We start from the raw sequence: 13,386 nt of genomic DNA on the forward strand, positions 1-13,386 counted from the left end.
GGGTGGCCGCCAGCCGCCGCAGGACCGCCGCGACCGGGTCGGGGCGGGCGGCGGCGGCCGCCAGGGACTGCTGGGCCTCGGTGACCCGGCGGAGCTCGGCGGTCCGGGCCTGCGCCATCAGCCGCCAGACGCTCCGGCCGACCGCCGTGAACGGGGTCCCGGGCGGCACCTCCAGCAGGGGCAGCCCGTGGCGGTCGCAGGCCTCGACGAGGGACCGCGGCACGGTCGCGTGCACCGGTGTCACGCCGAAGCCGATGGCGGCGGTCCCGGCCCGGACGAGCCGGGCGACGTACTGCTCGGCGTCGGTCCCGGTGTCCGTCCGGGCGTCGGCCGCCCGGGCATCCGCCCCGGTGTCCGTCCCCGCTTCCGCCCCCGCGCCCGCCTCCGCCTCCGTCCCTGCTTCCGCCTCCGCAAGGCCCGCCCCCGCCGTCAGTAGCAGTTCGCCGCCGAGCAGGTACGGCGAGGGGTCCGCCATCTCGGAGGCGTGGACGCCGTGCACCTCGCCCTCGGCGGGTCCTGCGAGGTGCCGCAGCCCGAGCTCGTGGTCGGCGAGCAGCAGGCCGAGCGGCACCGGCGGGGTGGGAGGGGCCTCCATGGATACTCCGTACACATCGGGGGACCTTGATGGATGAAACGTACACTTCGCGCCCCTCGGATGTCCCTTTACGCTCGAAGGACCGCACACCTCCTCCGGAAGGCACCCCCTCATGAGCACGCAGCCGCGCGGCCCCGTCGACTCCTCCCGCATCCCGCGCTACGCGGGCCCCGCGACCTTCGCCCGGCTGCCCCGCCTCGACGAGGTCGGCGGCAAGACGGACGTGGCCGTCGTCGGCGTGCCCTTCGACTCCGGAGTCTCCTACCGCCCCGGCGCCCGCTTCGGCGGCAACGCCATCCGTGAGGCCTCGCGCCTGCTGCGCCCGTACAACCCGGCGCAGGACGCCTCCCCCTTCGCGCTCGCGCAGGTGGCGGACGCCGGCGACATCGCCGTGAACCCCTTCAACATCAACGAGGCCGTCGACCAGGTCGAGGCCGCCGCCGACGAGCTGCTCTCCTCCGGCGCCCGCCTGATGACCCTGGGCGGCGACCACACCATCGCGCTCCCGCTGCTCCGCTCCGTCGCCAAGAAGCACGGCCCGGTGGCCCTGCTCCACTTCGACGCGCACCTGGACACCTGGGACACGTACTTCGGCGCCGAGTACACGCACGGCACGCCGTTCCGCCGCGCCGTCGAGGAGGGCATCCTCGACACGGAGGCGCTCTCCCACGTCGGCACGCGCGGCCCGCTGTACGGCAAGCAGGACCTGGACGACGATGCCAAGATGGGCTTCGGGATCGTCACCTCCGCCGACGTCTACCGGCGCGGCGCCGACGAGGTCGCGGACCAGCTGCGCCAGCGCATCGGCGACCGCCCCCTGTACATCTCGATCGACATCGACGTGCTGGACCCGGCGCACGCGCCGGGCACGGGCACGCCCGAGGCCGGCGGCATGACCTCGCGCGAGCTGCTGGAGATCATCCGGGGCCTGTCCTCCTGCAACCTGGTCTCGGCGGACGTCGTGGAGGTCGCCCCGGCGTACGATCACGCGGAGATCACCTCGGTCGCGGCCTCGCACACCGCGTACGAGCTGACCACGATCATGAGCCGTCAGATCTCTGCCGCCAGGCAGGGCCGATAGGCAGGGCCAAGAGGCACGACGCCGACGGCGAAGGCGACCCGAAGGGCGAGTAAGCGCACGTGACGCACGACCACGACCTGGTACTCCGTCCCACCGAAGCCCAGAAGGCGGCCGCGCTCGCGCCGCCGCCGGGGCGGACCGGCGGGGACCTGGTCGTGGAGACGCTGCGCTCGCTCGGCGCGACGACGGTCTTCGGGCTCCCGGGGCAGCACGCGCTCGCCCTCTTCGACGCGGTCGGCCGCTCCGACCTGCGGCTGATCGGCCTGCGTACGGAGAACAACGCGGGCTTCGCGGCCGACGCGTACGGCCGGATGACGGGCGAGGCGGCGCCGCTGCTGCTCTCGACCGGTCCGGGCGCGCTGATGGCGCTCCCGGCGCTCGCCGAGGCCGCCGCGGCCTCCGCCCCGGTCCTGGCGATCTCCTCGCAGATCCCGACCCAGGGACTGGGCGGCGGCCGGCGCGGGCACCTGCACGAACTGCGGGACCAGGCGGCGTCCTTCCGCGACGTCGTCAAGTCCGTGCACGTCGCCCGCACCCCCTCCCAGATCCCCTCCGTGATCGCCGAGGCCTGGGAGTCCGCGCTGACGGCCCCGCACGGCCCGGTATGGGTGGAGATCCCGGAGGACGTCCTCCGGGCCGAAACCCTGATCCCCCAGGTCACGGGCATGGACGCGACCCCGCACGAGCTGCCCCCGCGCCCTGAGCTGACGGCGCTGGCCGCGCACTGGCTGGAGAACGCCGAGCGCCCGGTGATCATCGCGGGCGGCGGGGTCATCCGCTCGGACGCGGCGGGAAAGCTGAAGCAGCTGGCGGAACGCCTGAACGCGCCGGTCGTCACCACCTTCGGCGGCAAGGGCGCCTTCCCCTGGACCCACCCGCTCTCCCTCCAGTCCTGGCTGGAGGACCGCCACATGACGGACTTCCTGGAGGACGCGGACGTCCTGCTGGTCGTCGGTTCGGGCCTGGGGGAACTCTCCTCGAACTACCACACGTTCTTCCCCGCGGGCCGGGTCGTCCAGATCGAGGCGGACCTCGGCAAGCTGGAGTCCAACCACGCCGGCCTCGGCATCCACGCGGACGCCCGCCTCGCCCTGCAGGCGCTCCTCGAAACCGTCGCCGAGCGCGCGGACCCGCGGGCCCCCGAGCGGGTCAGCCTGCTCCTCTCCTCCATCGCGGCCCGCCTGTCCGCCCAGGACGTGACCCTGGAACAGCAGCTCCTGACCTCGATCCGCGCCGCCCTCCCGCCGCGCTCCCCGTCCTTCTGGGACATGACGATCCTGTCGTACTGGGCCTGGTCCGCCTTCGACGCCAAGCACCCCAACACCATGCACTCGGCGCAGGGCGCCGGCGGCCTCGGCTACGCCTTCCCGGCGGCCCTCGGCGCCTGCCTCGCCGAACCGGGCACCCCGGTGCTGGCCGTCTCGGGTGACGGGGGCGCGATGTACTCGTTCGCGGACCTGGCCACCGCCCGCCAGCACGACCTGGACGTCACCTGGCTGATCGTCGACGACGGCGGCTACGGCATCCTGCGCGAGTACGGCTGCGAGACGGGCACGTCCCTCACCCGCCCCGACTTCGTCGCGCTAGCGGCCGCCTTCGACGTCCCGGCGACCACCACCACCCCGGAATCCCTCCGCGCGGACCTGACGAAGGCCCTCAAGACCCCGGGCCCCTCGGTAGTGGTACTTCCGGCCACCCTCAAGATGTTCGCCCCGACGCACGTCTGAAAGGTGTCCCGCGGCTGGTTAGGGTTGCGGTGATCAGGTGCGGGTCGAAGTGCGAGGGGGAACGGTGTCGTTCGAGGAAGAGTGGAGCCGTCACAAGCAGGGGGCGGGGACCGGTGACCCCTCGCCGCAGATGCGGCTGAACCAGGCCCCGGCCGACGGGGGCGGTCCCTCCGCGCCCCCCAGCGGTTACGGCGTACTGGCCACGGCCCCTCCCGAGAAGAAGAAGGCCGCCAACACCATCGAGAACGTCCTGCAGCCCGGCACGACCAAGGCCGCGGACGCGGCCGACGAGCCGACCCGCAGCGCCGTCAACGCCTTCAGCGGCTGGGCGACGGCGACCGGCCTGACGAAGGCCCACACGCACTGGGACGACCAGGTGAAGCGCCTGATGGGACGCCTGAACTCGGAAAAGACGTCCCTGCGCGGCGCGTCGAACCTGTTCACCGGAAACGACCAACTGACCGGCCAGGGCTTCCAGCCGGTGCAGTCCAAGGTCGCGGGACTGTAAGGGAAGACGAGCCGAACGTGCCGAACTACTCCGAGATCATGCACACGGACCTCTCCGCGCTCACCACGGCCGCCGACGGCTGGAAGGCCATGGCGACGCAGTTCAAGACCCTGGAGGGCGTCTACAAGGACGAGGTCCAGAGCGTCTCCACGGGCAACGGCTGGCTGGGCACCAGCCAGCAGACCGCCGCCTCCAACTCCGCCATCACGCGCCGCGAGTTCGCGTCCGCGCAGACGGAGGCCCTGGCCATGGAGTCCCTGCTCCGTGACGCGCACGCCCGTTTCACGGACCTCAAGGGCCGGGTGGTGTCGGCCGTGGCGGACGCCCGGACCGCCGGCATGAAGGTCTCGGAGAGCGGCGTCGCGAGCTACGACTACTCCAAGGCCGACGCCGCCACCGCCAACGCGGTGCGGCACGACCCCGACCTCCCGGAGGTCGAGCGGTCCTGGACGAGCCGGATCGCCGACACGGTCAAGGCGGTCACGGAGTTCGACGAGGACGTCCGGACGGCCCTGATGAACGCGTCGGGGGCGGACGGAACCTCGATGTTCGGCTTCAACTCCAAGCCCGTCAACGACGTCGAGGCCGTGGAGGCACTCGCCCTCACCCAGAAGATCCGTGACGGCAAGGCCTCCCCGGACGAGCTGCGGCACTACAACGAACTGCTGCAGCAGAACTCGAAGGACAAGCACTTCAGCGAGGCGTACCTGAACTCGCTGGGCGCGAAGGACACCCTCCAGCTGGCCGACCAGATGAACCTGGCGTCCAACGAACGCGGTGCGTCGGCGGCCGACAAGAAGCTGTACGAATCGATCAACTCCGGACTCGCGGGCACGATCGCGTCGGGCACCAAGGACCCGGAGAGCTACGCCTACAAGCCCTTCGTCAACGGCCTCAAGGAGCAGGGGCCCGAGCTCGTGGCCAAGGGCCTGCGGCCCACGTACGGCTACCAGGCCCTCGTGACCCTCATGGGCAACGGTGACGGCTACGGCAAGCAGTTCCTCAACGACCTCGGCGACGGCATGATCGAGGCCGAGAAGTCGAAGCCGCACATGTACGACCACGCCTACGACTCCCAGCGCCCGAACCTGGTCTCCGACCCGCTGGACGGGCTGCTCGGCATCATGGCCAAGGACCCGGATTCGGCGACGTACTTCCTCGACCCCGAGGCGCCCGGCAACAAGAACGAGCACCTGAAGTACATGCTCGACGAGCGGGAGATGCCCGACCCCTGGATCTCGACGGGTGTCGGCCAGCCGATCGAGATGCACGGCGACAAGACGGCCGGCCTCGGCGCCGCCCTCCAGGCGGCGGCCACCGGCCACGTCGACGGCGAGAAGCTGGGCCCGCCGGGACCCCACACGGAGGGGCAGGCACGCGTGATGCACGAGGCGATCCAGCTGCTCGACGGCGAGATGAAGGGCGACGAGTTCAAGGACGACCTGGAGGGCCTGCGCCAGCCGATGGCGAAGGCGCTGGTCGACTATGTGGCCGACACCCACGAGATCCTCGGCGGTAAGAGCTCTGCTCTGGGCTACGTAGACGGCAACGACTCGATCCACGGTTCGGGGGACAAGGCTCAGATCGCCGTCGGCCAGGGCAGTCTGATCCGTGTGATGCGCGGGATCGCCGACGACGGCCCGGCATACGCCCTGATGGTCGAGGCGGAGCGGGCGTACGGGGCAGGGCAGCTCGAGGCTGCCGCCCCGTACAAGAGCGACATGCACGGGGTGAGCGCGGACTGGGACAACATCGCCCATGACATCGGCGCGGCCAACGGCGCACTCAACGGCATCGGCGCCGACGTCTACAAGGACAAGGAAGACGACGCGGTCAAGTGGGCGGAAGGCACGTCCGAACACACGGCTGCCGCCGCGAACGGGCTCATCGGCGAGATCCCGGTCGTGGGCACGATCGGTGGTTCACTGATCGACTCGCTGAAGTACGAGTGGGTCGAGGGCATGAAGGACGACGCCGAGGAACAGAGCAAGAAGGATTCCAGTAGCAACTACGGAGCGGGCGTGCAGGCGACCAACACGATGATGGATGCGTGGGGAAGTGATCGGAAGATCGGCAATGACCCTGCGTTCGACCACGCCAAGAACGAGGCGAACGAGGGCTACACCTCGGGACGGGAGGCTGCTCGTGCGCACCTCAGGCCGTGACCCGCTCAAGGCTCTCGGACAATCGACGGCCGCGCTCGTCTGCGGATTGATGCTCGCGTCGTGTACCTCGGGCGAGCCCGAGGCCAAGAACGAGCAGCCGCCGTGTGGGATCAGTCCTTCCTCACAGGAGGGCGTCCTCCTGCGGGACGTCATCGCTGCGGACGCCTTCGATGCTCTCGTCTACAACAGCACGAGCGAGGTGGTGGCGACGCTGCGACGCGCACTGCCGGAGACGGGCCCGGAACACCGGATCCCTATGAGGACGAGGTGTGCCCTGTGGGCCGTCGGCCAAGATGGCGGGGGCGGCGTGACTTTCCGCTTCGGATGGGTCTCGCGTGCCTCCAAGGAGGTGCAATACCCCCTGCCCAACGGTGTTCCGTTCGAGGTGGAGGGCGGCACCTTCGGCCAGGCCAATGACGTCGATACGACCTTGTACGTCGGTTGCGAGATGCCCGGCGAGCTCGGCGAGGCCTCGAAGTCGGCTTGGTTCCACGCGAAGGCTGAGCACAGCGTCAGCTCCACGCCGGCGGCCGTCGACCAAGCGGCCCGCGATCGCCAGACCGCCCTCACCTACCTCATGGCCCGCCGGATCACCGAAGCCCTCGGCTGCGAGAACAAGCCACTGGAGAAGCCCCCCGTGGTGAAGCCGCTCCCTAGCCCCTGAGCCAAGCCGGCGCCGTTCTCGGTCGCAGCTCGTTGCATGCGGCGGCCTTGCCCTCTATGCTGCATATGGTGGAAGCCTAGGAGACATATATGTCCAACAACCTCTACATCGCAGGCGTCGACAACGAGGCCCTCGCGGCAGCGGCCTCCATACTGGGCACCAAATCGAAGAAGGACACGGTCAACGCCGTCCTACAGGACTACGTACGGCGACACAACCGACTGCAGGCTCTGGACCGGCTCGTCGAGATGGGCAAGCGCGGCGACTTCGACGACCTCCTGGATAAGGGCAACTACCGACGATGAGTCCGGTGACCCACCTCGTCGACACGTCCGCGCTCGCGCGGATCCTGACCAACGAGGACGTGCGCAAAGGGTGGCTCGAGCACCTCGCCATGGGCGTGATCGGCATCTGCGACATCACGGAGCTCGAGACCCTCTTCTCGGCCCGCTCGCTCGCCGACCGCCTGGAGAAGGAAGCCCTCCTGGGCGAGCTGTTCAACTGGACTCCCATGCCTGACACCGTCTATGTCCGGGCCCGGGCGGTGCAGCGGCTGCTCACGGACCGTGGGGAGCACCGAAGTGCAGGTCCGGTCGACCTGCTCGTCGCGGCTACGGCCGAGCTCGCGGGCCTCACACTGCTGCACTACGACAAGGACTTCGACACCATCGCCCGGGCTACGGGCCAACCCACGAAATGGGTCGCTCCTCCGGGCGAGGCGTAGCGCCGGTCCCTTAGGGGAAGGCAGGCTCCGTGTCAGACTCGCCGAGCTCGGCCACGGGGGTCGGTGCGCTTCCGTGAGAAGGTCCGCTCGCGGATGCCCGCCTCCGGCGAGGCGGCGAGCCTCGGGCTAGCCGCGGGGACACCCGTCGTGCTGGTCGTCCGGACCGCCTTCGCCGCCGACGGGCAGGTCGTCGAGGTCAACGAGATGGTCCTCGACGCTTCGGCGTACGTCCTGGAGCACGCGTTCGACGCGCCCTAGAGCCGTTCCCCCCGGACGGCCCAAGCCGCCTCGCCCAGCATCGCGTAAACCCGTTCGATTGTTGCGGCGGGATGAAATCCGCCGGTCGGAGCGTTGGCGCTTCCGGTAGGGCATGACGAACGGGGAGGCACCACGTGGTGGCGGCAGAGACGGGAACAGGCGAGAAACAGGGCTGGGCCAAGCGGCTGGCGGCCTACACCTGGCGGTACAAGGTCAACGTGCTGCTGGCGCTCGGCTCCTCGCTCGGCGGCATGGCCGTCATGGCGCTCGTACCGCTCGTCACCAAGGTGATCCTCGACGACGTCATCGGGGACAAGAGCAAGCCCATGGGCCCCTGGGCCGGAATGCTCATCGGCGCGGCGGTCCTCGTCTACGTGATGACCTACATCCGCAGGTACTACGGCGGGCGCCTCGCCCTCGACGTGCAGCACGACCTGCGCACCGACATGTACGACTCCATAGCCCGCCTCGACGGCCGCCGCCAGGACGAGCTGTCCACCGGCCAGGTCGTCGGCCGGGCGACGAGCGACCTGCAGCTCATCCAGGGGCTGCTCTTCATGCTGCCCATGACCATCGGGAACTTCCTGCTCTTCGGGATATCCCTCGGGATCATGCTGTGGCTGTCGCCGATGCTAACCCTCGTCGCGCTGCTCATGGCCCCCGCCCTGTGGTTCATCGCCAAGCGCAGCCGCAAGAAGCTCTTCCCCGCCACCTGGTACGCCCAGAGCCAGGCCGCGGCCGTCGCCACCGTCGTCGACGGGGCCGTCACCGGCGTCCGCGTCGTCAAGGGCTTCGGCCAGGAGGATCAGGAGACCGGCAAGCTGCGCGAAGCCGGCCGCCGGCTCTTCGCCGGGCGGATGCGCAGCATCCGCCTGAACTCGCGCTACACCCCCGCCCTGCAGGCCGTACCCGCCCTCGGGCAGGTCGCCATGCTGGCCCTCGGCGGGTGGATGGCCACCAAGGGGCAGGTCACCCTCGGTACCTTCGTCGCCTTCTCCACCTACCTCGCGCAGCTCGTCGGTCCCGTCCGAATGCTCGCCATGGTCCTCACCGTCGGCCAGCAGGCCCGCGCCGGCGTCGAGCGGGTCTTCGAGCTCATCGACACCGAGCCGGTCATGGACGAAGGGACGGAGCGGCTTCCCGACGACGCGCCCGCCACCGTCGAGTTCGAGGACGTCCGTTTCGGGTACGACCCCGAGCGCCCGGTCCTCGACGGCTTCTCGCTCGGCGTCCGCGAAGGGGAGACCGTCGCCCTCGTCGGCTCCTCCGGCAGCGGCAAGTCCACCGTCGCCCTGCTCCTGCCCCGCTTCTACGATGCCGACCGCGGCGCCGTCCGCGTCGGCGGCCACGACGTGCGCGAGCTGACCTACGACTCGCTGCGCGGCGCGATCGGGCTGGTCCCCGAGGACTCCTTCCTCTTCTCCGACACCATCCGCTCCAACATCGCCTACGGGCACCCCGACGCCACCGACGCACAGGTCGAGGCCGCCGCCCGCGCCGCCCAGGCCGAGGGCTTCATCCAAGCCCTCCCCGCCGGGTACGACACCAAGGTCGGCGAGCAGGGCCTGACCCTCTCCGGCGGCCAGCGCCAGCGCATCGCGCTCGCCCGCGCCATCCTCACCGACCCCCGCCTGCTGCTCCTCGACGACGCCACCTCCGCCGTAGACGCCCGCGTCGAGCACGAGATCCACGAGGCGCTGCGGACCGTCATGGCCGGCCGTACCACGCTGCTCATCGCCCACCGCCGCTCCACGCTCGCGCTCGCCGACCGGATCGCCGTACTGGAGCACGGGCGGCTCGCCGACATCGGCACGCACGAGGAGCTGGAGCGCCGCTCCGCCCTGTACCGGCGGCTGCTGACCGACCCCGACGCCCTCGGCTCCGCGTCCCCGCAGACCCCGGACGCGCCCGCCATGGCCGAGTTCGAGCGCGATCTCGAACGGGAGCGCGAGCGCGACCGGAACATCGAGCGGGACATCGAGCTCGAAGCCGAGATCGACTCCGAGCCCGTCAACGCCAAGCGCCGGGTGGCCGGCGGGATCACCCCCGAGCTGTGGCAGCGGCAGGAGGAGGCCGACGAGAAGACCACCGCCCCGGCCGGCATGCCCGCCACGCCGGAACTGCTCGCCCAGGTGGCCGCGCTGCCGCCGGCCGACGACGCCCCCGCGGTCGACGAGGCCCGCGCCGCGTCCGCCGAGGACAGCTACAACCTGGGCCGCCTGCTCCGCGGCTTCTGGGCGCCGCTCGCGATCTCCCTGGCCCTCGTGGCCGTGGACGCCGGATCCGGGCTGCTCCTGCCCATCCTGATCCGGCACGGGATCGACCAGGGCGTCGAACAGGCGGCCCTCGCCGCCGTCTGGGTGGCCGCCGGCCTCGCGCTGGCCGTGGTCGCCGCCCAGTGGGCCGCGCAGTTCGCCGAGACCCGGATGACCGGCCGCACCGGCGAGCGCGTGCTCTACGCCCTGCGCGTCAAGATCTTCGCCCAGCTCCAGCGCCTCGGCCTCGACTACTACGAGCGCGAGCTGACCGGCAAGATCATGACCCGGATGACGACCGACGTGGACGCCCTCTCCAGCTTCCTGCAGACCGGGCTCGTCACCGCCGTCGTCTCCGTCTTCACCTTCTTCGGCATCCTGATCGCCCTGCTCGTCCTCGACGTCGAGCTGGCCCTGATCGTCTTCGCCACCCTGCCGGTGCTGGTCATCGGCACGATCGTGTTCCGCCGCAAGTCGGTCGCCGCGTACGAGCTCGCCCGCGACCGGGTCGGCCTGGTCAACGCCGACCTCCAGGAGTCCGTGGCCGGGCTGCGCATCGTCCAGGCCTTCCGCCGCCAGAGCTCGGGCGCCGTCCGGTTCGCCGAGCGCAGCGATGACTACCGCCGGGCCCGGGTCCGGGGCCAGTGGCTGATATCCGTCTACTTCCCCTTCGTCCAGCTGCTGTCCTCCGGGGCCGCGGCCGCCGTGCTGATCGTCGGCGCGGGCCGGGTGGAGGCCCAGACGCTCACCACCGGCGCGCTGGTCGCGTACCTGCTCTACATCGACCTGTTCTTCGCGCCCGTCCAGCAGCTCTCCCAGGTCTTCGACGGCTACCAGCAGGCCACTGTCTCGCTCGGCCGGATCCAGGACCTGCTGCGCGAGCCGACCAGCACCCCCCGCCCCGCCGAGCCCCGTCCGCTGCCCGAGCTGCGCGGCGAGATCGCCTTCGAGGAGGTCCACTTCGGGTACGGCACCGCCGAGGAGCGCGGGGAGAAGGAGCCGGCACTGGCCGGAATCAGCCTGCGGATACCCGCCGGGCAGACCGTCGCCTTCGTCGGCGAGACCGGGGCCGGCAAGTCGACGCTGGTCAAGATGGTGGCCCGGTTCTACGATCCGACCTCCGGCCGGGTCACCGCCGACGGGGTGGACCTGCGCGAACTGGACCTGACGCAGTACCGCCACCGGCTGGGGGTCGTCCCCCAGGAGCCGTACCTCTTCCCGGGGACCGTCCGCGACGCCATCGCCTACGGGCGGCCCGGGGCGAGCGACGCCGAGGTGGAGGCCGCCGCGCACGCGGTCGGCGCCCACGACATGATCGCCACCCTCGACGGCGGCTACCTGCACGCCGTCACCGAACGCGGCCGCAACCTCTCCGCAGGCCAGCGCCAGCTGATCGCGCTGGCCCGCGCCGAGCTCGTCGACCCCGACGTGCTGCTGCTCGACGAGGCCACCGCCGCCCTCGACCTGGCCACCGAGGCCCTGGTCAACCAGGCCACCGACCGGCTCGCGGGCAAGCGCACCACCCTGGTGGTGGCGCACCGGCTGACCACCGCCGCACGCGCCGACCGGGTCGTCGTCATGGACCGGGGCCGGGTGGCCGAGGACGGTACCCACGCCGAACTGCTGGCCCGCGGCGGCCGGTACGCGGAGCTGTGGCGGACCTTCGTCGGGGAGGACGAGCGCGCGGCGGCTTGAGCGGCGGCCATCCGATCCGCGGTACGGGGTGATTCACCCGATGTGCCGGACCGGTCAGCGTCCACGCGATCCACCGCTGCGTGTGGGCAAAGGGGAGTGTAGGGGGCGGATCCGTCGATTCCGGCTGGATCCTGTGCTGACGGTCCGTCCCAACAAGGTCTGGTCAGCGGCGCGTTGACCCCGCTAGGTTCACGGCGACCGAAGTGAACTCAAGGGGAGGGTGAATGCGCAAGACGCTCGGATGGCTGCTGTCGCTCGTGGTGCTCATCGGCACCATGGGCGCGGCCGGCTTCACGGCACAAGCGGCCACCGCCGCGGAGCCTGCCGCCGCAACGGATGCCACCGCCGCCACCGCCGCCACGGCCGCGGACATCAAGGACCAGATCCTCTCCGTCCCGGGGATGACCCTGATCGAGGAGAAGCCGTACCCCGGTTACCGCTTCTTCGTACTGAACTACGAGCAGCCGGTCGACCACCGCGCGCCGTGGAAGGGCACCTTCAAGCAGCGGCTGACCCTGCTGCACAAGGACGTCTCCCGGCCGACGGTGTTCTTCACCTCCGGCTACAACGTCAACACCGCCCCGCGCCGCAGTGAGCCGACGACCATCGTCGACGGCAACCAGGTGTCGCTGGAGTATCGATTCTTCACCCCCTCCCGGCCCGATCCGGCCAACTGGGCGAACCTGGACATCTGGCAGGCCGCCAGCGACCAGCACCGGATCTTCACCGCTCTGAAGAAGGTCTACAAGAAGAACTGGCTCGCCACGGGCGGCAGCAAGGGCGGCATGACCGCCACGTACTACGAGCGCTTCTACCCGCGCGACATGGACGGTGTCGTCGCGTACGTCGCGCCCAACGATGTGGTCAACAAGGAGGACTCGGCCTACGACCGGTTCTTCGCCAAGGTCGGCACCAAGGAGTGCCGCGACAAGCTGAACGCGGTGCAGCGCGAGGCGCTCGTACGCCGCGTTCCGCTGGAGGCCAAGTACGCGGCGGCAGCCGCCGAGGCCGGCTGGACCTTCACCACCGTCGGCGACCTCGACAAGGCCTACGAGGCCGTCGTGCTCGACTACGTGTGGGCCTTCTGGCAGTACAGCCTGCTCGCCGACTGCGCCTCCATCCCGGTCGCCGCGACCGCGAGCGACCAAGAGATCTGGGACACGGTCGACGCGATCTCCGGCTTCTCGGCCTACGCCGACCAGGGACTGGAGACGTACACGCCGTACTACTACCAGGCGGGCACGCAGCTCGGCTCGCCCGACATCAAGCAGGCCCACCTGGCCGACCTGAGCCGCTACGGCTACCAGCCGCCGCGCAACTTCGTGCCCCGCGACATCCCGATGACCTTCCAGCCGGCGGCGATGCGGGACGTGGACGACTGGGTCAAGAAGAACGCGAACCAGATGCTCTTCGTCTACGGACAGAACGACCCGTGGGGCGCTGAACCGTTCCACCTCGGCTATGGGGTCCGCGACAGCCACGTGATGATCGCGCCGGGCGCCAACCACGGGGCGAACGTCTCCAAGCTGATGGAGAGCGAGAAGTCGCTGGCCACCGCGAAGATCCTGCAGTGGGCCGGGGTGGCCCCGGCCGCCACGCTCACCGGTCCGGCTGCGGCCGCGCCGCTGGCGAAGCCGGACGCGCAGCTCGACCAGCAGGACCTGGAGCGCGAGCCGATGCTGCGGCCGTAGCGGCGCGCGGGTAGCTCGCACGT

11 protein-coding genes are annotated in these 13,386 nt (G+C 70.7%); 10 read left to right on the forward strand and 1 reads right to left on the reverse strand.

The annotated features are described in order from the left end of the window. A partial coding sequence (locus J7E97_RS31345; protein WP_215034334.1) for a PucR family transcriptional regulator ligand-binding domain-containing protein occupies window positions 1–595 on the reverse strand: 595 nt, incomplete at its 3' end. Between the two features lie 112 nt (window positions 596–707). Here J7E97_RS31345 and speB point away from each other — a divergent pair. The 10 genes from speB to J7E97_RS31395 all read left to right on the forward strand — a co-directional run bounded on the left by speB (window position 708) and on the right by J7E97_RS31395 (window position 13,363). Further along, entirely contained in the window at window positions 708–1,676 is a 969-nt protein-coding gene (gene speB, locus J7E97_RS31350) for an agmatinase (protein ID WP_215034336.1), read from the forward strand. A gap of 59 nt (window positions 1,677–1,735) precedes the next feature. Continuing rightward, complete coding sequence (locus J7E97_RS31355) at window positions 1,736–3,403, forward strand: thiamine pyrophosphate-binding protein (protein ID WP_215034338.1); 1,668 nt, start codon at window positions 1,736–1,738, stop codon at window positions 3,401–3,403. Between the two features lie 64 nt (window positions 3,404–3,467). Continuing rightward, window positions 3,468–3,911 carry a hypothetical protein gene (locus tag J7E97_RS31360; RefSeq protein WP_308346871.1) on the forward strand — a complete coding sequence of 148 codons (444 nt, stop codon included), beginning with the start codon at window positions 3,468–3,470 and terminating at the stop codon, window positions 3,909–3,911. Between the two features lie 17 nt (window positions 3,912–3,928). Beyond that, complete coding sequence (locus tag J7E97_RS31365; protein WP_215034340.1) at window positions 3,929–6,076, forward strand: hypothetical protein; 2,148 nt, start codon at window positions 3,929–3,931, stop codon at window positions 6,074–6,076. After that, the gene (locus J7E97_RS31370) at window positions 6,057–6,740 is read left to right on the forward strand and encodes a hypothetical protein (protein WP_215034342.1); all 684 of its coding nucleotides are present in this window, start codon (window positions 6,057–6,059) and stop codon (window positions 6,738–6,740) included. The genes J7E97_RS31365 and J7E97_RS31370 overlap by 20 nt, the downstream gene beginning before the upstream one ends. An 89-nt stretch (window positions 6,741–6,829) precedes the next feature. Further along, the gene (locus J7E97_RS31375; RefSeq protein ID WP_215034344.1) at window positions 6,830–7,045 is read left to right on the forward strand and encodes a type II toxin-antitoxin system VapB family antitoxin; all 216 of its coding nucleotides are present in this window, start codon (window positions 6,830–6,832) and stop codon (window positions 7,043–7,045) included. Beyond that, the gene (locus J7E97_RS31380) at window positions 7,042–7,464 is read left to right on the forward strand and encodes a PIN domain nuclease (RefSeq protein WP_215034346.1); all 423 of its coding nucleotides are present in this window, start codon (window positions 7,042–7,044) and stop codon (window positions 7,462–7,464) included. Before J7E97_RS31375 ends, J7E97_RS31380 begins: the two co-directional genes overlap by 4 nt. 63 nt (window positions 7,465–7,527) lie before the next feature. Next, window positions 7,528–7,722, forward strand: coding sequence for a UTRA domain-containing protein (locus J7E97_RS31385; RefSeq protein WP_374224290.1), 195 nt, complete (start codon window positions 7,528–7,530; stop codon window positions 7,720–7,722). Between the two features lie 134 nt (window positions 7,723–7,856). Beyond that, window positions 7,857–11,672, forward strand: coding sequence for an ABC transporter ATP-binding protein (locus J7E97_RS31390; RefSeq protein WP_215034348.1), 3,816 nt, complete (start codon window positions 7,857–7,859; stop codon window positions 11,670–11,672). Window positions 11,673–11,896: 224 nt separating this feature from the next. Further along, complete coding sequence (locus J7E97_RS31395) at window positions 11,897–13,363, forward strand: S28 family serine protease (RefSeq protein ID WP_215034350.1); 1,467 nt, start codon at window positions 11,897–11,899, stop codon at window positions 13,361–13,363. The last annotated feature ends 23 nt before the right edge of the window (window positions 13,364–13,386 follow it).

Origin of the sequence: Streptomyces sp. ISL-66, from assembly GCF_018614135.1 — a bacterium.
Taxonomy (GTDB): domain Bacteria; phylum Actinomycetota; class Actinomycetes; order Streptomycetales; family Streptomycetaceae; genus Streptomyces.